Genomic DNA, 21,154 nt, shown 5'->3' with positions numbered 1-21,154 from the left:
GTATCAGCGTAATGTTACTCCGCATTTCCCTGTCCGTTCATGTTCAAATCATCGGCTTGAGCATGGCCCGCATAGCAGAAACAAAGAGCACTGGCGTTCTTCCATTCATTTTCATCTTATTTAAATCATAGCATACAATTCGTGCTGCACGAATGGGTTTGGAGGACTGTCTATTGTTTGGTACCGGACTCTGCAGCTTTGGCCTGTCCGGCCAGCCCGCCGTCCCAACGCCTGAACAGCTCATGCTCGATCCGCATCATATCAAGCACCTTCCCCACCTGGAAGTCGATCAAATCTTCGATCGTCCGGGGGTGAAAGTAAAAAGCCGGCATCGCCGGAATCATCTTCACTCCGAGCCTGGCGAGCTTCAGCATATTTTCCAGGTGAATGGCATGAAGCGGCGTCTCACGAGGCACCAAAATCAGCGGCCTTCCTTCTTTCAGCATGACGTCTGCAGCGCGGGTCATCAAATTGTCGGACGATCCGTTAGCTACAGCGGACAGTGTCCCCATCGAGCACGGCGCAATCACCATGCCCTCCACCTGATAGGAGCCGCTGGCAATCGTTGCTCCGATATCCGCCACCGGATGGTAATAGACGCTGCCCGGATGGCCGCCAAATTTCTCGCTTAGCACAAGCTCCCTTTGAGCTGTTTTCCAGCCGAGCTCTTCGCCGAGCACCCGCCAGCCTGCATTCGAGACGACGATGTGCACGTCATAGCCCTGCTTCAGCAGAACCTCCGTTAACCGAACCCCATACACCGAACCGCTGGCGCCGGTAATCCCGACGACCCAGCTTCTTCTCTTGTTCTCCGTCTGCGTCACGAGTACTGCACCACCAAATCAATCAGGGTGAATACGAATACGAGAATGCTGAGGACGCTGTTCATCGTAAAGAAGGCGACCTGCAGCTTGCTCATGTCATTCGGGGACAAAATAAAATGCTCGTAAAAGAGAATAATATAGGCGATCAGCATCCCGGCAAAATACCACCAGCTCAGCTCGGTCGTAAAGAACAGGATAACGAATCCGATCGCGGTAATGAAATGAAAATACCGTGCGATGAGCAGCGACTTGCGGACGCCGAAGCGCGCCGGAATGGAGTACAAGCCTTCCTTCTGGTCAAAATCGATATCCTGGATCGCATAAATGATATCAAAGCCGGCAGTCCAGAAGGCAACCGATACGTACAGAACGATCGACGGCCAGTCGATTTCGTTGGTCACGGCCACCCAGCCGCCAAGCGGAGCCAGGGCGATCGTCAGACCGAGTACGAGATGGCAGAGCCAGGTAAACCGCTTCGTATAGGAATAAATAACGAGAAGAAACACGGCGATCGGAAGCAGCTTGAGTGCCAGCGGAGACAGCTCATAGGCCGCCCACAGCAGAAGCAGGAAGCAAACAACTGTAAACAGGATCACTTCCGCACTTTTCAGCAGCCCTGCCGGAATGGCCCGGTTTGCCGTCCGCGGATTTTTCTTGTCGATCACCTGGTCAATCATCCGGTTCAGGCCGAAGGCTGCACTTCTGGCCCCGAACATGGCTAACAGGACCCAGCCGATCTGGGCCCATGATGGAAGGTGACCGTTTACGACGACCGATCCGAGGATCGCGCCCATAAACGCAAAAGGTAACGCAAATAATGTGTGCTCAATTTTGATCATTTCTAGAAAAATGCCGATTTTCTTAAACATGCCGATTCTCCTTGATCCCAATATGTAATGCTGCGACGCCGCCAGTTAGGGGATAGGCTTCGACATTCTGAAGACCGATGCTGCGGAATATGCTTGCCAGTTCCTCTCTTCCCGGGAAAAGAGCCAACGATTCCGGCAGCCATTTGTACTGCTCATATCTTTTGGCCAACACCTTTCCGAGTCCAGGCAGTATATACTTGAAATAAGAATAATAAATTCCTTTAAAAGGCTGCCACGTCGGCTTGGATACCTCCAGGCATACAACCATGCCTCCAGGCTTGACCACCCTCTGCATTTCTTTCAGCACCTGCACCAGGTCAGGCACGTTCCGCAGACCAAAGCCGATGGTGGCGTAGTCAAAACGGTTATCCTCAAACGGCAAATTCATGGCATCCCCCTGAACCAGCGTAATCTGATCCTCGAGGTGTCTCGCCTTGATTTTGTCCATGCCGACCTTCAGCATGTTCGGGCTGAAATCGAGGCCGACCATCTGCCCCGTGCCGCTGGCTTCCGCCATGCTCAACGTCCAGTCGCAAGTCCCGCAGCATAGGTCAACCGCCGTATCTCCGGGTTTCATCGCCATTTTCTTCATCGTGAACTTCCGCCAGGCCTTGTGCCTGCGAAAGCTTATAATATCGTTCATCACATCGTACTTCGGTGCAATGCTTTCAAAAACGGATTGGACATGTGAGTATTTGTTTTCCGTCTTCGTGTCCCGTTCACTCATGCTGGTATTCATCCTCTCGCCAATCCCTCCCCTACAGCGGATCCCGGTGTGTTAAGCTGACGAAGGAACGGGTCAAGCACCTGTCCGATCTCCCGGAACATTCCGTCTCCCTTAACCATTTTCAGGATGGACTGCACGCTGTTCACCGCCTGCTGCAGCTTATCCGCCAAATGTTCTCCGGCCTTGTACTTAAGCAGCATCTTCTTCCAGTCTTTCGGCTCAACCCGGTTTTCCTTCAAGGCCAGCTTGTCTTCATCCGAAGCCACATCCAGGATGTGCCAGAACGAATAGCTGTACAAGAACGGCTCCGAGCCTGAGCTCAGATGCATTTCCCGAACGACCGTTTCGCATTCGCTGAAGCCGCGGAGAAGCGATTTCCACAGTTCCTTTAACGAGTCATCCAGAAAAGGGGTAAAAGAAAGAAACAGCTGCATATTCAGCTGTACCCGTTGCCGTAAGTATTCCTCCGCTGACAGGAGAAGGCTTTTCATTTTGCCGTACAGATTCATTTTCAAAATATTCACATCGCAAATGGCCGCGCTCAGCATGGATACGGCCTCGATTTGCCCCTTCTGGGACAGAAGCTGATAGAACCGGCTGCTGAAATAGTCTCCCGCGAGCACTTTAAGCTGACGGGAACGCATTTCTCCCTCGTTCTGTTTGCCCTGGATGGTGTCGATCGTTTCATGCGTGTCAATACCCATCTGAACGAGCGACGTGACAAGCGCCAGCAGCTCTGTATGCACGGAAGGCTTGCGGCTTCCCTGGTTCAGAAAAATATATAGAAGATGAACACGGGCATCCGGATAGGGCGGCAGCTCCGTATGAGTTTGGATCATGTCGTAATCGACATATTTCTTTGCTAGTTGGGGTATGCGGTACGGTTTCATCGTCAGCCTCCGAGCCTATAACTTTCTCACTTCTATGTCGTCTGTTGCGAGCAAGAACTTTTGTTCACAATCTTTTTTATTATAGCACAACTTGTCAGACCACGCACAGTATGCTTACTTCTTTTTACCCGTTTTCCTGCAGATCGAACCGGTCTCTCCACAGTTTCGTTTCGGTGAGGTGGAATCGGGCTTTGATGTCGTCCGCAAGCGGGCCTTCTCCCGCTTCGCCAAGCGCCTGTTTCAGCTCCGGACTCCACTCCGTCCGCCGGACATCGGCAGCCAGCAGCAGATGCCGCGTGCCGAGCCATTTATCCTCTGCGACGAGCCGAAGGAGAATCTGGTCGACATTGGAAGTGCCGTCAAAGCTAAATGAGAGGATCTCGGCGATATTCGAATAGATTTCAGACACGGACACCTCCGGCGTGGCCACCTTCAGGTCGACCGTCAGCACGCGGGATTCCCACTCTACCTTGCGGATCGGCAGCGTCAGGGGAAGGCTGTCCAGCGCATCCACGATATTCGCATTGTCGAGCGTCCAGCCCGATTGGGGATGAAACGCGGCCAAAGCCCGGCTTTCCCGGGCAAATGTATGCTCCGCATGATACAGCGCAGGCAGGATGAGGACCGAGCCCAGCGTAACAGCTAGCACCAGGCCAGGAATGAGAAATCGTTTCAAGTACAGCCCTCCCATCGTCATAGTATCCCTTAGTTTCGTCCGGACACGTGCTGTCCATACCTCATTCTACAACGAAAAAAGCAGGCTATGCCTGCGTTTGTACAGATTGCGCTTAAGGTAAGTTGCCATTCCCTGACCAGCAGCTCATTTGCATTCAAGAGCTGTTTTTTTGAGCTCCTTGCTATTAGCTGTCGCTTTCGAGACTTCCGTGTTTCGTCCACACTTCGGCTTTGCCGCGAATTTTAATGGCGGAGGTATGGTCCGTAAACTGGGCGATCAGCACTTCGCCTTTGTCCAGCTTCTCCGTGTGATGAAACCGGGTATCCTGGCCTCGGGTTAGTCCAATGACCTGCACCCCTTGATCCTTCGCCTTGATCACGATAAAATCGCTATTCCCCGTATTCCCTTTATTTTCCATGAGTGTATCCTCCTTTCTTCAGCGAGCCTTACACACAGCGTATAATTATTTTAAAATCCTGTGGCTATACTACCCAATGTAATAAAGTCCAAGGAGTTGAGAACATGCAATATGAACCGGCGCCCCTGCGGGAAGGGCAAATTTCCAAGCTTCGCGAATACGAGCAGCAGCTGAGCCAGCTGACGGGTTCTCCCGTCATCCTGATCGCCTATTCGGAAAAGGACGACAACGGCAATCCTCTCGAAGGACATGTCAGCCCCACAGAAAAGAAAAGGCCGTGAACGAGCGTCACGGTCCTCTTCTTGCGTATGGAATATGTAGAAATCTTATTTAATTCCGTCTTTGAGCGCTTTACCAGGCTTGAATGCCGGAATTTTGCTCGAAGGGATTTCGATTTCTTCACCGGTTTGCGGGTTGCGACCTTTACGTGCGGAACGCTCGCGCACTTCAAAGTTACCAAATCCAACGAGTTGGACTTTGTCCCCGTTTTGCAGAGCTTGTGCGATGGATTCGAATACAGCGTCAACCGCTTTCGTCGCATCCTTCTTGGACAGTTCTGTCGTTTCAGCTACTTGGGAAATCAGTTCGGACTTGTTCACTATCATTTCACCTCCCAAAATAATAAATCGATGTTATCAATCTTTCCGTTTTGCCGTAAAATATACGTTCATCTGTGAGATTTACAGATAGAATCGCCATATAGACCGTATTCAGCCGCAGGCGCGGAACAAACTTATAGTAATACAGCAACCGCAGAATTTCAAGAGTTTTACGTTCGCGAGCGGTTCAAAACGTAAAAAGTGACGGCGAGAGCGAGGACAAGAACGATCCCTTTGACGATATCATGTGTAAAATACTGCAAATTCATCATGGTCAGTCCGTTGACCAGTACCCCGATCAATACCGACCCGATAAACGTGCCTATGACGTTGGGCTTGCCGGCGCCAAAGACCGAAAAACCGACGAACACGGCCGCCACGGATTCCATCAAGAGCGGCGATCCCGCGTCAATTTGACCGGATCCGACCCGGGAGGCGTAAATAATCCCGCCAATCGCGGCGAACACGCCGGAAGCGACGTACGCCAGCGTACGCACCCTTTTCACCTTGATCCCGGACAGGCGCGCCGCTTCCTCATTACCGCCCGTGACGTACATTTGGCGGCCGTATTTGGTCCGCGTCAGAAAAATATGCACAAGCGCCACAGCGATAATGAGGAGGACGGCCGAAATCGGAATGCCGAACCATTTGCCCTGTCCAAGCTGCAGGAAGGCGGCGCTCATCTCGCCGGGGGCTTTGGTGCCGTCCGGGAATTCCATATGGTTGTAAATCGTGTAGCCCGCGGCATACGTTTTGTGAATCCCGCCGACAATGTACATCACGGCAAGGGTCGCCAGAAGATCCGGAATCCGCAGCTTGACGATCAGGAATGCGTTAACGAGCCCGATGACGGCACCCAGGATGAGCGGCACGATGATGACGACCCACAGCGGCTGCTCATACCATATCATCAGCGACGCGGCGCCTACGGTGGTCAGCGACACGGTTGAGCCTACCGACAGGTCAAAGCCGTCCACGACCAGCGACAAGGTCACCCCAATCGCCACAAAGGTCACGATCGTGATCGAGCCCAGAATGTCGGTCAGGTTCCCGTACGTGAAGAAATAAGGCAGTCTGAACGAAAAAAATGCAATAACCCCGATGATAACGACAACCGCCCCGTACCGGAACGCCAAGTTTAACAGTTTATCCTTCATGGTCTTCCTCCAAGCCTCCGCTCGCATAATATAGGAGCTGGGCTTGCGTCGCTTCTCCCCGAGCAAATACTTTGCTGATGGTTCCGCCGCTCATGACGGCGATCCGGTCGCCGATTCCCAGTCCTTCTGCCAATTCGCAGGTAAAATACAAAATGCCCTTGCCGGCATCCGCCAAATCTCCGATGATGCGGAATATATCGCTTTTCGCGCCGATATCGACCCCTTTGGTCGGTTCGTCAAAATAAAAACTTCTGCCCCGCTGTCCAGCCATTTGCCGATCGCCAGCTTCTGCTGGTTACCGCCGCTCAGGAACTTCACCAGCTGGCTGCCGGAGGCAGCCTTGACCCCGAGGGCCCCGATCATTTTGGCGGATAAAGCCTTCTCCTTCTTCCGCGAGATGAACCCCAGCCTGCTGACTTGATTCAACACCGGTATGGACAGGTTCAAATCTACCGATTCGTGGATAAAGATTCCCTCTTTCCGGCGCTCCTCCGGGATGGAGACGATTCCCGCGGATACCGCGTCCGCCGGTTGCTTAAGCGACAGCTTCCTCCCTTTCAGATGGATGCTTCCCTCGTCCGGCTGATCCGCACCGCTCAGGATCCGGGCCAGTTCGGTTTTACCGGCGCCCACCAGGCCGACTACAGCTACAATTTCACCGCGGCGGACCTCAAGATCCGCGCCCCGCACCTTGTGTCCGCGCTTGACGCCTTCGGCCTGAAGGAGCACGTCCCCGATCACAGTATCCTTTTTCGGAAACTCTTCTTCAAACGTTTTGCCGAGCATGTGCCCGATAATGCCTTCCCCGGTGATCTCCTGTGTCTGGCCGGTGTAAACCTTCCTTCCGTCACGCATCACGGTCACCATATCGCTGTGCTGCAGCACTTCCGGCAGGCGGTGTGTAATAAAGATACACGCCACACCAGAGTCTTTCAGCGAGTGCATCATCCGGAAAAAAGCCTCGCATTCGCTGTCGCTCAGCGGAGCAGTCGGCTCGTCGAATATAATCACCTTGGCGTCCTGGGACAAAATGCGGGCCAGCAGGACAATCTGTTTTTGCGCAAGCGACAGCTCGTACACCTTTTTATGAATGTCTATACTGTCATCCAGCCTGGATAAAATCGCCTTGACCTGTTTGTCCATAGACCGGTAATTGACCCACATGCTTCCCCGGCCTGAAGACAAGGCATCCAGCATGACGTTTTCGGCGACGCTCAGCTGCGGGACGAGGGCCGAATCGACCTCCTGATACACGCAGTGAATGCCGTGCTGCTTGGCCGCGGCTGGAGAGGTAATGTGCAGCTCCGTGCCGTCAGCCGCAATGCGCCCGCTGTCCGGCTGATAAGCGCCCGACAGAATCTTCATCAACGTGCTCTTTCCGGCGCCATTGGCACCAAGCAGCGCATGAATCTGGCCGCCGTGAACCGTAAAATCCACCGCATGCAGCGCAGGAACGCCGCCAAATTGTTTGCCGATTCCGCTCATTTCCAGCTGAAATGATGAAGCCACACGGCATTCCTCCTTCAAAAAGTAACCCCACAAAGTGGGGTGAAGCTTCGAATATTATTCAGGTACTTTGCGGGGAGCCCCAAAATAACAAGCCCCACAAAGTGGGGTGAAGCTAAACCCCTGTTCCTGAAAAAGGGCAGCGCCTCAGCACCACCCCAAGACTTGCATTTGCCCGTTTGACCGGATCTTTTTTACTTGCTGTACTCGTTCATCCAGTCCTGAAGCCCTTGCTTGCTGGCACCCCAGCCGTCTACGTATTGGGACAGCTCGGTGGTGGAAATTTGCTCCTTAGGAAGCGCGTCGCGGGATACGTACACCGGATTCAGAACGACTTTGTCCTCGGTTTGATCCCCGTGCAGCTTCTGGTAGCCATAGCGGACCTGGATGCGTCCGATATCCTTTGGATCGACAGCGGCGGAAGCGACCCACGGGTTGCTAGGATCCTGGATCATTTGCAGGTCCTCGTCACTCATATCGATACCGTACACCTTGATTTCATCGCGTCCGGCCTGCTGGATGGCGCGCGCCGCCCCTTTGGCGAACTCGTCCCATGCAGCCCATACGGCCGAAATCTGGCCCTTCGGATACTGCTTCAGAATCGCTTCCATCTGGGTCTGCGTGTCCAGTGCCGGGTTATTCGCCGTGCCGAACGTAGCGATTTCCTTAATATCCGGATTCTCTTTCATAAATTTCGCGTAAGAGGTTTGGCGCCGTTCCATCGGTGCGAATCCGGCCACCCATACTTTAACAATGTTGCCCTTGCCTCCGATGTCCTCCTTCATCTGCTGCAGCGTCAAGTCGGCCATCTTCTGGTCGTCCTGAGAGAGCACGGTTGCGCCGGGAACATTCACGTCAGCGTCGAAGACGACGACAGGGATCTTCTGCTCCACCGCCTTGCGAAGGCCCGGTTCGAGGAGCGAATCACCGTGGTCGGTCAGAATCAAGTCAAAATGCTGCGTGATGGCCGAATCCAGCAGAGACGCCATTTTTGCTTTATCGTTGGCGGCCACGAACTTCGTCAGCTTTCCGCCGAATTTCTCCACTTCCTCGGTTACCCCTTGAACGTATTGCTGGGAAAACGTTCCTGTGTTAAACTCCATGATAAGCGCAACTCGTTTGCCCGCCAGAGGCTTGTCCGCGTTTGCACCGGATGCACTCCCCGAGTCCGATGCCGGCGGCGCGTTATGACCGCAGGCACTCATCACCATCGACAGCACCAGCAGGACGGATACCAACACGAAACCCCTTTTTTTACCTCTTAAACGCATTTCTCTCTTCCCCCTTAAAAGCTTCACTATGTTAAAATGTTATACACTAATATAAAGCCTATATCCAAGTATGTAAATAGGTTTTTAAGAGTTTGTATAAATACTTTCTTTTTTTCATAAAAAACCTGTTATAACGGTCCTTTAACTCGGCTCTGAGCATCCATATGCTTATTTTTATGTATAAAACAGGAATTGCTATCGACAGGTATCCATTGCTGCATTCAAGCCAAAAAAACCGCAAGCAAGCGGGCGCCTGCCTACGGTTTTCACTTAACGCTGATGGGTTACAAAATAATCGCGATCAATCCGCCAGAGCCTTCATTGATAATGCGTCCGAGCGTCTCCTGCAGTTTATATCTCGCATTATCCGGCATCATGGCGATCTTGCCTTGAATGCCTTCCCGTACGATAGAGTGCAGCGATCTGCCGAAAATGTCTGAATCCCAGATCTTGATCGGATCGTTTTCGAAGTCCTGGATGAGGTAGCGCACGAGTTCCTCGGACTGTTTCTCCGTACCGATGATCGGCGAGAATTCCGACTCGACATCGACGCGGATCATATGGATCGAAGGCGCCGTCGCCTTCAAGCGAACCCCGAAACGAGATCCTTGGCGGATCAGCTCCGGCTCATCGAGCGACATTTCTGCAAGCGACGGAGCGGCGATGCCGTAACCGGTCGTCTTGACCATCTCCAGCGCCTCGGCGAACCGGTCGTACTCCCGCTTGGCATGCGAGAATTCCTGCATCAGCTGCAGCAGGTGGTCCTTGCCGCGGATTTCCACGCCGACCACTTCCATCAGGATTTGATCGTACAGTTCATCCGGAGCGAACAGGTCGATCTCGGCTACCCCTTGGCCCATATTCATGCCGCTGAGCGCCGCGCGGTTGATGAAGTCGTAGTCCATGAACTGGGTAACCACCCGGTCCACGTCGCGCAAACGGCGGATATCCTTGACCGTATCGCGTACGGAATTTTCATAGTTGCTGCGCAGCCAGTGCTTCTCGTTCAGCACCATAACCCAGCTAGGCAGGTTGACGTTGACTTCGTGCACCGGGAATTCGTACAGCACTTCGCGCAGGACGCCGGTGACGTCATCCTCCGTCATTGTCGCCGCACTGAGCGCCATGACCGGAATGTCGTATTTCTCGGCGAGCTCATTGCGCAGCTGCAGCGTTTCTTCACTCCGCGGCTTCGTGGAGTTGATGACCAGCACAAACGGCTTGCCGACTTCCTTCAGCTCGGCGACGACGCGTTCTTCGGCTTCCACATAGGAGTGGCGCGGAATTTCGGCAATCGTGCCGTCCGTGGTCACTACGACGCCCAGCGTGGAGTGCTCCTGAATCACTTTCCGCGTCCCGATTTCGGCTGCCTCCTGGAACGGGATCGGCTCCTCGAACCATGGCGTCGATATCATGCGCGGACCGTTTTCATCCTCATAGCCTTTGGCGCCTTCCACCGCGTAACCTACGCAGTCCACAAGGCGGACGTTCACTTCCAGACCTTCGGTGACCTTCAGCTGCACCGCATTGTTCGGTACAAACTTCGGCTCAGTGGTCATAATCGTCTTCCCGGCAGCGCTCTGCGGGAGCTCATCGACCGCTCTGGCGCGGTCTGCTTCGCTTGCAATGTTCGGCAGTACGATTGTTTCCATAAACCGTTTAATAAATGTTGACTTTCCTGTGCGGACGGCGCCGACGACACCCAGGTAAATGTCCCCGCCAGTTCGTTCGGCAATGTCTTTAAAAATGTCCACTTTTTCCAAAAGAGATCCCCTCCTCATTTACTCCGAAGGAAAAATGCTTTAAGAGCATCCGCTTCGTGTTCCATCTGGAGCCTCGAGCCATTGCAACGGATTGGAGCCTTACAATGTCGTCAGTAGTCCGCCGCCGGTAGTCAGGTAGGATGGGAAACGGCAAAGCGGCGTTACTCCGTAGGCATTTGGACTAGTATCATAGTATGTACCTATTAAAAACAATATGACGGGTATTCGGAATAAAATTCATATAATCCTGCGTCGTTCGCATGCCCCTCGTCATCCCTCTCAGATATATGCCGGGGCAGAAATAAATATGTATATGAAGCATGCAGCACAACATAACTACTTGTGCACAGCCACACAGCCGCTCATCCGCTTGTTGATGCTGTTTTGCTAGCGGGAATCCCGAAAAACATAGCAATACGCATAAAAAAAGACCCGCTGTTTCCAGCAGGCCTTTCTCTTCCAATCTGTACGATCAGCTTCACGCCCCTGTCTCCGATTTGGCGACTGGCGCATCCCCTGACCACTCGTACGGCAGCGACTTTACCGGCACATAATCGGAAGACTTGATCAGGTAATCTCGTAAATCCTCGTCTTTGGAAGGCTTCACGCCTTCCTTGTCAATCAGCTGCATAATATCAAACGCATAATCCGCATAAACCACGCCCTGGGCATCCATGATAAAGCTCATGTCCTGACCCGAATATACGCTCTTCAGCTCAACATTGTTTGTGCCGGCCAGATCCGGGTCAACAGTATGGATCCCGGGATAAATTTCTTCGCCGGCCGGCAGCTGCCCATCATGCTTGGACTTATACAAATCGACAGCCCGCTGCACGTCGTTGACCTTTTGCACCGTGACGAGATCCATGACCTTAACGGTCGGGTCGGTCTCTTCGTTCTGTACCAGGAAGTATGCGCTTCCGCCTTTCTCAAAGGCGGTCGTCGGGATATCGTCCAAGTAGCCCCGTTTTTGGAGCTGGTCCAGGTCGATGCGGAACTTCTCAAAGCGCGGCGTCGTTTCATCCGCATTGATGATCGGCAGGATCCCCTGATCCTTTTGAAAATCGTCCATCGCGGACTGGATGCGCTTCACGCTTTCACGGTAGGATACCCTCGTCTCACCGCTCTTCTGATCCGGATACATGCAGGCTGTGGCGGTCATGATCAACAGCAGCACCATGACAGCCGTCGCCGCCTTCCGGGCTCCCTTCATCATCTTGTTGGTCAAAGCCGATGTCATCAACAAATATCACCCTTTGCATATAGTAAAGCCGATTGATACATCAAGCAGCCTGTAACGTGTTTGTCCTGCCCGCCGCTACCACAGGTCTTCCTCCCTGTCACGGTTCCTTGCTGCTTCCAGCTGCTTGCGGACCGCCGCCTTCAGTTTGTCTTCCGGGACTGTCACAGTCACAGCCCCGCGCACTCTGGCTTGACAAGAGAGCCTGGTGCCGCTGCGGATCAGGGAGCCGAGCTTGCGCTTCTCCGCCTCGGCGGGAGGGGTAAGCTGTCCGGCGCTGGCGGCGTCAACCTGAACTTTGCACATCAAACAACCCATTTTGCCCCCGCATCGTGTGGGTATGTATACACCTGCATCCCTGGCCGCATGGAGCAGCGATATGCCTTCACGGACGAGAACGCTTTTGCCTGACGGCTGGAACGTAACTTTATGGTTCATTGGCGTTCCCGCCCGGCATGGCCTAAATCCCGCCCGTTTACCGCAAATCGTACTAACGACTCGGTATGGAGCAGTTGGGAAATGATCTGAATGTGCTCGGATTGGAACGCATTATCCATGAGTAGATCTTCAAGAAGCGGTAAATGGGCCTGCAAATCTGCCCGCATGGCAGCGGCAATCGCCGTGTACCGGTCCTCCCGCTTCCGAAGCACATTAAACAGCAGCTCATGGCTGAGCGGCATCAGCGGAATCCGTATTGTGTTTAGTTTCGCATGGACGCCCGCAGGGGCCAGCCTCCGGTTAATTTCAACCTTATAATGCGAACCCTCCGCCTGAACTTCGAACCCTCCCACCAGTTCCAGCGTGTACCGGCTCAACTTATAATGGCTTAACACGGACCTGTATTGATCCGTAACGCTCAGGACCGGCTGATCCACCGCCCGCCCTGCGAGGGCATGATGAAGCTCCGATACGGAGGCCGAATCGGCGTAGATGTCAATATCGCGTGGCGGTTTATCCAAATGCACGTCCTGCAGCAAAAGCCCGCAGCTTCCGCCAATTAACCAGCAGGATGAGGTTTGCGACAGCGCATGAGAGGCGTCATGCAGCGCTTGCTGTAATTCGGCTGGGATCTGCACGGCACACACTCCAATCTTCCGGTCCATTTAAAAATACGTTTTGTTTCGGGCAACGATTTTACCCGCCGTCTTGACCACGGCTTGGCACCCTAGACGATAGCCCTCGTCAAACTCTTCCGGGTCGAGGCGAAGATGTTCCGCTTTCGTCGGTTCCTCCAGGTGCTCTGCCCCCTCGGAAATCAGACAGCGGCAGCGGGCACAGGTACCGCGGGTGCAGAGGTGCTGCCAGTCCACTTTGTTGTCCTTCGCATGCTGAAGGATGCTTTTGCCCGGTTCAGGCACGACGGTTTTCTCGATTGTTCTTCCAATTAGCTGTAATGCTGCTTCCATGTTCGTTATCCACCGTTCCTTTGCTACATTAATGCTGCCATTCCGCCCAAAAATCCGACCACCATAATGACAAATGCGACCAAAGAGAGGGCTCCCCGAAGAACCCCCTTTGTTTTGGTTCGGGCGAAGGTAATGAGAAAGACGGATAGCCCCATAATCAAGATGGCGATCAGGGATACCCACATTTTTGTCATTGGATCCATACGCTAAAACTCTCCAATCTGTTCCATCATTAACCGTATTATAACACGAAACTTGTCCAATTTCGCAAAATGCGCCCACAAAGTAAGGCTCGGTCAGCAGTCCCCGTACTTCTTCCTCTCATCGGAACGGCACAGACGATTTGACACATATAAAAAAAGAGCGAAAAGCCCTGCAGCCTCCGGCTCCAAAGACTTCATGCTCTTTTTTCGTCTGACCTATATGATTATTTCTTCATCATCATTTTCATCAACGCTTCCATGTTTTCAGGATTCATCCCGCTTTTCTTCACGGCGCTGATGATATCCTTGATGGTTTCCTCGCTGACGGGAACGTTAGCCATCGCGGATACTTGTTTAATCAGCTGACGGAGCTGGGCCTCGTTTTGCATGGTCGACGGCTTAACCGTGCTGGCCAGTTTTTTGACGGCACTTTCAGAGATGTTTTTACCCGTTTTCTTATTGATCGCCTTCAGCGCATCCCTAGAAATGTTTTTGCTCAATGTCTTCTCCCCTCCTCCGGCATTCCTCAACCCTAATATATGAGGAAGTGCGGAAAAAGGTGAATAAGCATTAACGGTGCCACTGCTCCCACGTTTCCAGCTTCATCGTCTCCATTTCGGTCTTCGGGTCCCGGCCCATGAGCGCCTCGACGGCAATGCGCGGATTCCGGTTCAAAAAGAGCACATGGTACAGCTGATCGGCTATCGGCATCTGTACGCCGTATTTTTTTGAGATGTCATGCGCCGCTTGGGTCGTCCGGACACCTTCCACCACCATGCCCATCGAATCCAGCACCTCATCGAGGTTTTTGCCTTGACCGAGCATGGAGCCTGCGCGCCAGTTCCGGCTGTGCCTGCTCGTTGCCGTGGCCACCAGGTCCCCTACGCCCGCGAGGCCGGAGAACGTGAGCGGGTTCGCTCCCATTTCGACGCCGATCCGGGTGATTTCAGCCAAACCTCGCGTCAGCAGCGCCGCTTTTGCGTTGTCCCCGAAGCCAAGTCCATCCGACATGCCCGCGCCGAGGGCAATGATATTCTTCAGCGCTCCCGCGAGCTCGACCCCGACCATATCCCGGTTGGTGTATACGCGGAAGTCGGAATTCATAAACAAGTCCTGCGCGGCGACCGCCTCGCTCTCGGTCAGTGAAGCGACCACAACGGTGGTCGGGCACCGCTTGACGACTTCCTCCGCATGGCTTGGACCGGACATGACTACGATTCTTCCCTCTTCGCAGCCCAGCTCTTCAGCGATGACCGTAGACATCCGCTTCAACGTTTCGGTCTCAAAACCTTTCGTCGCATGGATCACGAGCATTTCCTTCTGCCAATGAGCGCTTAAGTCCCGCGCCACCTGCCGCATCGCTTTGGATGGGGCAACGATAACTACGGCCTTCGCCCCCGACACCGCTTCCCCCATGTCGCTTGTCGCTTTCAGATTGACCGGCAGCTGAGCGTCCGGCAGATAGCGGTTGTTGGTATGCTGCTCATTGATTTCCTTGACCTGATCCGGATTTCGGCTCCACAGCACCACCTCCGGATGGTTTGCAGCCAGCACGCTGGCCAAAGCCGTTCCCCAGCTGCCTGCGACCAATACAGCCACTTTATTTGACAATCCCTTTACCCCCTTTGGGCCCTCCGGATCCGATTTTGTTTTCCCGGCCCTGAAGAATTTTCACAATATTGCTCCGATGTCTCCAGAAGGCAAATAAACAAATAATGAGACTGGTCCAAAAAATCGGCCAGGCATAACCCAAAATGAGCAAAAATACAGGCGTAAGCGCCACGAACACCAGCGATCCCAGCGACACGTACCGTGTAACCACGATCAGCAGAATGGCGATAATGCCGGCATACAGTGCTGGCAGAAAGCTCAGTGTCGCCATGACGCCAATAGTCGTCGCAATGCCTTTACCCCCACGGAAATGAAAATACACCGGCCAGTTATGCCCGACGATCGCACCGATGCCGCATAATGCGGGAACCCATGCCTCGCCTCCGCCCAACCACACGCCGATCCAGACCGCCGCGATTCCTTTGAGAACGTCGAGCGCCAGAACTAGAACGGCCGGTCCCTTCCCCAGTATGCGCAGCGTATTCGTCGCTCCCGCATTACCGCTGCCGTGCTGGCGGATGTCGATCCCTTTCAGCAGCTTGGCAAGGACAACGCTGAAGCTGATGGAGCCGAGCAAGTAACTCAGTATAATGGCGATGATCTGTAGAACCAAGCTATTCTCCCCTAACTTTCATCCGATTTGCGCCGAGTAAAGATGCGTATAGGCGTTCCTTCAAAATCAAAAGCAGACCGGATCTTGTTCTCCAAATAACGCTCGTAAGAGAAGTGCATCAGTTCCGGATCGTTCACGAAAATGACCATCGTCGGCGGCTTGACCGCAACCTGCGTCGCATAGTTGATACGCAGGCGGCGCCCCTTGTCCGTCGGAGGCGGATTAATCGCCACGGCGTCGGATACGACGTCATTCAAGAGATGCGTCTGCACCCGCAGCGAATGCTGCTCGGCGACGTGCTGAACGACCGGCAGAAGCTTGTGGAGCCGCTGCTTCGTTTTGGCGGACAGAAACAGAACTGGCGCATAGGTCATAAACAGGAAGTGATCGCGGATCTTTTTCTCAAACTGGTGCATCGTCTTGTCATCCTTCTCGACGGCGTCCCATTTATTGACGACAAAAAGAGAAGCTTTGCCGGCCTCGTAAGCGTAACCAGCAATATGCTTATCCTGGTCGATGATCCCTTCTTCGCCGTTAATGACGACAAGCACCACATCCGCTCTTTCGATAGCGCGCATCGCCCGCATAACGCTGTACTTCTCGGTCGTTTCGTATACTTTTCCGCGTTTGCGCATACCGGCGGTATCGATCAGCACGTAACGCTGCCCGTCCCGCTCAAACGGAGTGTCAATGGCATCCCGGGTCGTTCCCGCAATATCGCTGACAATGACGCGTTCTTCGCCAAGGATCGCATTAACGAGCGACGATTTGCCGACATTCGGCCGTCCGATCAGTGCAACCCGAATCACGTCCTCATCGTACTCGTCATCCGTCAGGTCTGGCAAAATATCTACAATAGCGTCCAGAAGATCGCCGATCCCGGTTCCGTGACTGCCGGATATCGCGATCGGGTCCCCAAAACCGAGGCTGTAAAACTCGTAAATGTCGTCATTGCGCTGCAAATTGTCCACTTTGTTTACGGCCAGCACGATCGGTTTTCCGGACCGGAAAAGCATCTGGGCTACTTCTTCATCAGATTGGGTTACGCCGCTCTTGGCATCGCACATAAAGACGATGACGTCGGCTTCTTCGATAGCAAGCTCAGCCTGCATACGGATCGATTTCAATATTACATCGTCACCGTCAATTTCAATACCTCCCGTGTCAATGACACTGAAAGGTTTGCCGTTCCATTCGGCAACGCTGTAAATCCGGTCACGCGTCACGCCCGGCTTATCTTCTACAATGGCCAGCCTGTCCCCGACCAAACGGTTAAAAATGGTGGATTTCCCCACATTAGGCCTGCCCACGATTGCCACTACGGGTCTTGCCATAGTCACTCCTCCTGTCAATTCTTACGATAATCATCATAGCAAAAAACGTTTCTTTTGGCTAACCTTTCATAGGAATAGCCGAATGTTAATTGTATTTTTCCTAAGCATACACAGAACCATGCATGGCCGATTCTTTGGCTTTAAAGATCGAACATTTTGAACCAATTTGGCCCAAGTCAGCATACTTGCTGATCTAAAAAAAAATCGGTAAACCCGTGTAAGGGTTCACCGATTTCAATTTTGGAGGCCCAAATCATTTAAATTTGCTGAGTTTGTCTCCAAAACGTTCACCGAGTGTAATGCTGAGGCCTTGGTTGCTGAGCGATACGTTCGGGTTGTCTTTCAGATCATCCTTGTGCGCGCTGCTCTTCGGTGCTCTTTCCGGTCTTGGAGCTGCCGCAGGAGCTTCCTCGGTTTCCTTGATGCTCAGGCTTACGCGCTTTTCAGCCGTGTTGATGTCCAAGATTTTGACTTGAACTTCTTGGCCTTCTTTGAGCACTTCATGCGGTGTGCCGATGTGCTTATGGGAAATTTGCGAAATATGAACAAGTCCTTCGACACCTGGCGCCAGCTCAACGAAAGCACCGAAAGTGACAAGACGCTTCACTTCGCCTGTAACTACATCGCCGGTATGGAACTTGTCGGCTGCGGATTCCCATGGTCCTGGCTGGGCAGCCTTGATGCTCAGGCTGATTTTGCCTTTTTCCGGATCAACTTTGAGCACTTTTACCTTCACTTGGTCGCCTTCGGACACGACATCGGAAGGTTTGTCAACATGATGCCAAGCCATTTCGGACACGTGAACCAGTCCGTCAACGCCGCCCACGTCAACAAAGGCGCCGAATTGAGTCAGACGCTGCACTGTACCTTCGATTTCTTGTCCTTCTTGGAGTTCACCCATCACTTTTAGCTTGTTGGCTTCGAACTCTTCTTCGAGAACGTCTTTTTGCGACAGGATCACTTTGTTGTTCTCACGGTCAAGCTCTTTTACCTTCACGCGTAGCGTGCGGCCTTTATAGTCGCTGAAGTCTTCAACGAAATGACGCTCTACCATGGAAGCCGGGATAAATCCGCGTGCGCCTACGTCTGCGACGAGACCGCCTTTCACCACGTCAGCTACGGTAACTTCGAAAGCGTCCTGAGCTTCGAAATGCTTCTCAAGCTCATCCCAAGCATTTTCGCTGTCGATCGCGCGCTTGGAAAGAACGAGTCTTTCCTTCTCGTCGTCGATGCTGACAACCTTGCATTCCACTTCCTGACCAACCTGCACCGCTTCGGATGCGTTGTCAAGGTGTACGGAAGACAGTTCGCGGACCGGAATGACGCCGTCATATTTATATCCAATGCTTACATAAGCTTGGTTGTCCTCCAGTTTGACGATCGTGCCTTTCACGGTGTCCCCTTTTTTCAAGGATACGAATTGATCCAATTCCTCTTGGTTTACCGCTTCTGCAGTTTCTTGATTTTTCGTTTCTTCCGACATGTCAATACCCTCCTCAATTCAAAAAAACCCATTTATTCAAACCTGCTGACGCAGAGTTCAAAACATCATAAAGCAGTACGAATCATATGTTTCCAATAAGTGCTTGTGTTCATGCACGCCCGGCTAATTCCCCGAAGGTCTTCCGGTCTTCTCCATTTCATGGATCCGGTCCATGATGCGTTCTGTCACCAGCTCGAGCGGATCGCCATCCACCTCGCCGCTTTTCAGGTCATCCAGGACGATAGGTTGTCCACTACACGATTTTCATTTTTTCTGAAAATCTTGTAATCGCCGATAATCGCGGCCGGCACGACGGCGGCATTGCCGCGAAGCGCAAACATGGCAGCCCCTTTCTTGGCGGCGCCAGTATCGGAGAAGCGCGTGCCTACCGGAAAGATGCCCATGATTTCACCGCCGCGCAAAATGGAGATGGAGGTCTTGAAGGACTCTTTGCTGACTCCCCCCCGCTTGACGGGAAACGCTCCAAACTGGGTGATCAGCCATCCCAGTACGGGAACTTTGAACAATTCTTCCTTGGCCATGAACTTGACCTGCCGCTTCACCTTGATCCCTACGGATATCGGATCGAGCAGACTTTTGTGATTGGAGCAGAGCAGCACCCCGCCTTCTTTGGGGATATTCTCCGTGCCGACCGCTTCAAAGCGGTACAACAAGGTGAATATTGCCCTAAGGATATCCCGGCAAAAAACGTAAATCTTCAATTCTTCTCCCCACCCCTGTACGTTTTGCAGTAATCAACGATGGTGTCGACAACCTGAGGTATATCCATGTGAGTCGTATCCAGGACAATGGCGTCATCGGCGCAGCGAAGCGGCGAAATTTCGCGCTCTGCGTCCAGACGGTCACGTCTTTCGATATCCTTCTCAAGCTGTTCAAGTGTCAATCCTTCCGCATCGTTCATTTCCTTGTACCGGCGGAGAGCACGCTCTTTGACGCTTGCCGTCATGAAAATCTTCACTTCGGCATCGGGAAGCACGGTCGTTCCGATATCTCGTCCATCCATCACTATGCCTTTGTGCAGAGCCATCTGCTGCTGCAGCGCAACGAGGTGGCGTCTTACTCCTTCAATTCGCGAGTATTGGGATACCATCCCGTTCACCTGCAAAGAACGGATGTAAGGGGTCACATCTTCGCCGTTGACCAGAACTTTCTGCCCGTCTTCCCCGGGTATTAATTCAATCACCATCTTTTGGGTGAGTTGAAGCACTTTTTCAGGAAATTCCGGTCCAATTCCTTGCTCCATCATAAACCACGTTACGGCCCGATACATGGCTCCGGTGTCCACGTATATGTACGAGAGGGCTCTCGCCACCAGGCGGGCAATCGTGCTTTTGCCGGCTCCGGCAGGTCCATCGATCGCAATGTTGATTTTCAAGTTATCCTCTGTCCCCTGCCTAACCAAAGGGGCATTCCTCCTCAAACATAAGCCTCAAGAAAAAAGCAGGCATTGCCTGCGTCGAGAAAATTATACCACACAACCTATTCCGATGCAAAAACGTCCACCCATTTTACTCTTTCCAATCCCTGACATCCCGCTCTTTGACAGGGATACCGTCAAGCTTGTACACCGGGGACAAGTAAGGTCTGACCGGCTTGATATGAAGCGCCCCCTGTATGAGGATCAGCATAACGACTAGCACAATCAAAGCCCTTTTCACCCATTTGGACAAAACGTCAAAGCATTCCCCGAACAGCCGGAGATACTGCCGAACGCGATCCTGTTCATCCATCAGATACACTCCCTGAATTTTCCTACTAGTGTATCCTTGGCAAAACAAAATATTCCCTCACCCGATCTCTCAGCGGTTCCGAAAATCAAACTGGCGCTCGAAGCAGTACCGGATCAGCTTTTGCCGTTCCATATCCGTAATCGCTTCAAACTTCAGCATCACGATTTTCCGACCGTTTTCGAGCTGCTGGATCCGAACGACGCTGCCCTTAAACGGAACGTGCTCCAGGTTTCCGTTCTTATACGGTACGAGCACCCAGCAGGACAGCATGTCCCCTTCACGGATCGCCTTGTCGGCGTCGCTATAAAAAGAAATGCCGCCCCCGCCGACATCTTCTGTACGCGTGACGAAGCGGATATTGTGTTCGGTCTGAACCGCCACCTCCAATCCGGCATTGACGCGCAAAAAACTTCGTCGCTGGACTTTGCCGATCGACTCGGGCTCAGGCCTGCGGATCCGCACCATGCGGACGACGTCTTCCTTGAAGCCCAGCACGTAAGTATTGAAAAAATTTTTAACGCCGCCGTCGGTCAAAAAATACACCGAAAGCTCGTCACCCATGTGCAGCCGCTTCAGCTGCCCGGTCTTTTCCTGGATGGGCACCTCCATCAGAATGGACTCGTCATCCAAATCCGTGATGCGGGACTTGTACTCCATCCCCGCTTCTTTCTGGTCTCCGGAATCCACGGAGATAAACAATTGATCGCTGATTTTAGGAAACAACAAACTCACCGCCAGCCTGTAAAATAGCATTCTATCCTGATTATACCATGTCTTTGTTCATAGGTAAGCAGTGTTTTTGCGCAATAAAAA

At 52.8% G+C, this 21,154-nt stretch carries 24 protein-coding genes and 2 pseudogenes; 1 reads left to right on the top strand and 25 read right to left on the bottom strand.

From position 1 onward, the window contains the following. Positions 1-170: 170 nt before the first annotated feature. From CPT76_RS24125 to mtrB, 6 genes are all read right to left on the bottom strand, one after another. On the bottom strand, positions 171-824 hold the full coding sequence (locus tag CPT76_RS24125) for a UbiX family flavin prenyltransferase (RefSeq protein ID WP_105444684.1): 654 nt from the start codon (positions 822-824) through the stop codon (positions 171-173). Further along, positions 821-1,693, bottom strand: coding sequence for a UbiA-like polyprenyltransferase (locus CPT76_RS24120; protein WP_105444683.1), 873 nt, complete (start codon positions 1,691-1,693; stop codon positions 821-823). The genes CPT76_RS24125 and CPT76_RS24120 overlap by 4 nt, the downstream gene beginning before the upstream one ends. After that, entirely contained in the window at positions 1,686-2,420 is a 735-nt protein-coding gene (locus CPT76_RS24115) for a demethylmenaquinone methyltransferase (protein WP_076170190.1), read from the bottom strand. Before CPT76_RS24115 ends, CPT76_RS24120 begins: the two co-directional genes overlap by 8 nt. Before the next feature lie 8 nt (positions 2,421-2,428). After that, a complete protein-coding gene (locus CPT76_RS24110) occupies positions 2,429-3,310 on the bottom strand; it encodes a heptaprenyl diphosphate synthase component 1 (protein ID WP_105444682.1) in 882 nt (293 codons plus the stop codon). Between the two features lie 124 nt (positions 3,311-3,434). Then, a complete protein-coding gene (locus CPT76_RS24105) occupies positions 3,435-3,986 on the bottom strand; it encodes a hypothetical protein (RefSeq protein ID WP_105444681.1) in 552 nt (183 codons plus the stop codon). A gap of 184 nt (positions 3,987-4,170) precedes the next feature. Further along, the gene (gene mtrB, locus CPT76_RS24100) at positions 4,171-4,404 is read right to left on the bottom strand and encodes a trp RNA-binding attenuation protein MtrB (protein ID WP_076170091.1); all 234 of its coding nucleotides are present in this window, start codon (positions 4,402-4,404) and stop codon (positions 4,171-4,173) included. 104 nt (positions 4,405-4,508) lie between these two features. Between mtrB and CPT76_RS37740 the strand changes: the two genes are divergently transcribed. Continuing rightward, entirely contained in the window at positions 4,509-4,685 is a 177-nt protein-coding gene (locus CPT76_RS37740) for a hypothetical protein (RefSeq protein WP_167372869.1), read from the top strand. Between the two features lie 45 nt (positions 4,686-4,730). On the opposite strand, the gene CPT76_RS24095 is transcribed toward CPT76_RS37740, so the two are convergent. The 19 genes and pseudogenes from CPT76_RS24095 to CPT76_RS24005 form a co-directional block, all read right to left on the bottom strand. Continuing rightward, positions 4,731-5,003 (bottom strand): HU family DNA-binding protein, encoded by a 273-nt coding sequence (locus tag CPT76_RS24095; RefSeq protein ID WP_076170090.1) that lies wholly within the window; start codon positions 5,001-5,003, stop codon positions 4,731-4,733. A 170-nt stretch (positions 5,004-5,173) separates the two neighbouring features. Further along, positions 5,174-6,160 carry an ABC transporter permease gene (locus tag CPT76_RS24090; protein WP_105444680.1) on the bottom strand — a complete coding sequence of 329 codons (987 nt, stop codon included), beginning with the start codon at positions 6,158-6,160 and terminating at the stop codon, positions 5,174-5,176. After that, positions 6,150-7,645: pseudogene (locus CPT76_RS24085) on the bottom strand (sugar ABC transporter ATP-binding protein). The gene CPT76_RS24090 and the pseudogene CPT76_RS24085 overlap by 11 nt, the downstream one beginning before the upstream one ends. A gap of 215 nt (positions 7,646-7,860) precedes the next feature. Beyond that, positions 7,861-8,937 carry a sugar ABC transporter substrate-binding protein gene (locus CPT76_RS24080; RefSeq protein ID WP_105444679.1) on the bottom strand — a complete coding sequence of 359 codons (1,077 nt, stop codon included), beginning with the start codon at positions 8,935-8,937 and terminating at the stop codon, positions 7,861-7,863. A gap of 284 nt (positions 8,938-9,221) precedes the next feature. Beyond that, positions 9,222-10,700 (bottom strand): stage IV sporulation protein A, encoded by a 1,479-nt coding sequence (gene spoIVA, locus CPT76_RS24075; RefSeq protein ID WP_076170087.1) that lies wholly within the window; start codon positions 10,698-10,700, stop codon positions 9,222-9,224. 478 nt (positions 10,701-11,178) lie between these two features. Then, entirely contained in the window at positions 11,179-11,940 is a 762-nt protein-coding gene (locus CPT76_RS24070) for a DUF3939 domain-containing protein (RefSeq protein WP_258168755.1), read from the bottom strand. A gap of 78 nt (positions 11,941-12,018) precedes the next feature. Beyond that, positions 12,019-12,378: a 2Fe-2S iron-sulfur cluster-binding protein gene (locus CPT76_RS24065; protein ID WP_105444678.1), complete on the bottom strand. Its 360-nt coding sequence runs from the start codon at positions 12,376-12,378 to the stop codon at positions 12,019-12,021. After that, on the bottom strand, positions 12,375-13,016 hold the full coding sequence (locus CPT76_RS24060; protein ID WP_105444677.1) for a nucleotidyltransferase family protein: 642 nt from the start codon (positions 13,014-13,016) through the stop codon (positions 12,375-12,377). Before CPT76_RS24060 ends, CPT76_RS24065 begins: the two co-directional genes overlap by 4 nt. Positions 13,017-13,043: 27 nt before the next feature. After that, positions 13,044-13,346: a 2Fe-2S iron-sulfur cluster-binding protein gene (locus tag CPT76_RS24055; protein WP_089548059.1), complete on the bottom strand. Its 303-nt coding sequence runs from the start codon at positions 13,344-13,346 to the stop codon at positions 13,044-13,046. 23 nt (positions 13,347-13,369) lie between these two features. After that, positions 13,370-13,549 (bottom strand): DUF2768 family protein, encoded by a 180-nt coding sequence (locus CPT76_RS24050; protein WP_076170084.1) that lies wholly within the window; start codon positions 13,547-13,549, stop codon positions 13,370-13,372. A 224-nt stretch (positions 13,550-13,773) separates the two neighbouring features. Next, positions 13,774-14,049 (bottom strand): stage VI sporulation protein F, encoded by a 276-nt coding sequence (locus CPT76_RS24045; protein WP_076170083.1) that lies wholly within the window; start codon positions 14,047-14,049, stop codon positions 13,774-13,776. A 70-nt stretch (positions 14,050-14,119) separates the two neighbouring features. Next, positions 14,120-15,160, bottom strand: coding sequence for an NAD(P)H-dependent glycerol-3-phosphate dehydrogenase (locus CPT76_RS24040; protein WP_105444676.1), 1,041 nt, complete (start codon positions 15,158-15,160; stop codon positions 14,120-14,122). Next, a complete protein-coding gene (gene plsY, locus CPT76_RS24035) occupies positions 15,150-15,773 on the bottom strand; it encodes a glycerol-3-phosphate 1-O-acyltransferase PlsY (RefSeq protein ID WP_105444675.1) in 624 nt (207 codons plus the stop codon). The genes CPT76_RS24040 and plsY overlap by 11 nt, the downstream gene beginning before the upstream one ends. Positions 15,774-15,784: 11 nt before the next feature. After that, positions 15,785-17,107, bottom strand: a complete 1,323-nt coding sequence (gene der / locus CPT76_RS24030) for a ribosome biogenesis GTPase Der (RefSeq protein WP_105444674.1) — start codon at positions 17,105-17,107, stop codon at positions 15,785-15,787. A 253-nt stretch (positions 17,108-17,360) separates the two neighbouring features. Beyond that, positions 17,361-18,590, bottom strand: a complete 1,230-nt coding sequence (rpsA, locus tag CPT76_RS24025) for a 30S ribosomal protein S1 (RefSeq protein WP_105444673.1) — start codon at positions 18,588-18,590, stop codon at positions 17,361-17,363. Positions 18,591-18,713: 123 nt separating this feature from the next. Next, a pseudogene (locus tag CPT76_RS24020) lies at positions 18,714-19,306 on the bottom strand (lysophospholipid acyltransferase family protein). 2 nt (positions 19,307-19,308) lie between these two features. Then, the gene (gene cmk, locus CPT76_RS24015) at positions 19,309-20,013 is read right to left on the bottom strand and encodes a (d)CMP kinase (RefSeq protein WP_105444672.1); all 705 of its coding nucleotides are present in this window, start codon (positions 20,011-20,013) and stop codon (positions 19,309-19,311) included. A 106-nt stretch (positions 20,014-20,119) separates the two neighbouring features. Further along, positions 20,120-20,341 (bottom strand): hypothetical protein, encoded by a 222-nt coding sequence (locus tag CPT76_RS24010; protein WP_145131968.1) that lies wholly within the window; start codon positions 20,339-20,341, stop codon positions 20,120-20,122. Between the two features lie 69 nt (positions 20,342-20,410). After that, positions 20,411-21,064, bottom strand: coding sequence for a flagellar brake protein (locus tag CPT76_RS24005; RefSeq protein ID WP_181153011.1), 654 nt, complete (start codon positions 21,062-21,064; stop codon positions 20,411-20,413). Between the last annotated feature and the right edge of the window lie 90 nt (positions 21,065-21,154).

Source organism: Paenibacillus sp. AR247, from assembly GCF_002968895.1.
Classification (GTDB): domain Bacteria; phylum Bacillota; class Bacilli; order Paenibacillales; family Paenibacillaceae; genus Paenibacillus_AQ; species Paenibacillus_AQ favisporus.
Note: the sequence above shows the minus strand (reverse complement) of the source record. Positions and strands in the feature narration are given on the sequence as shown.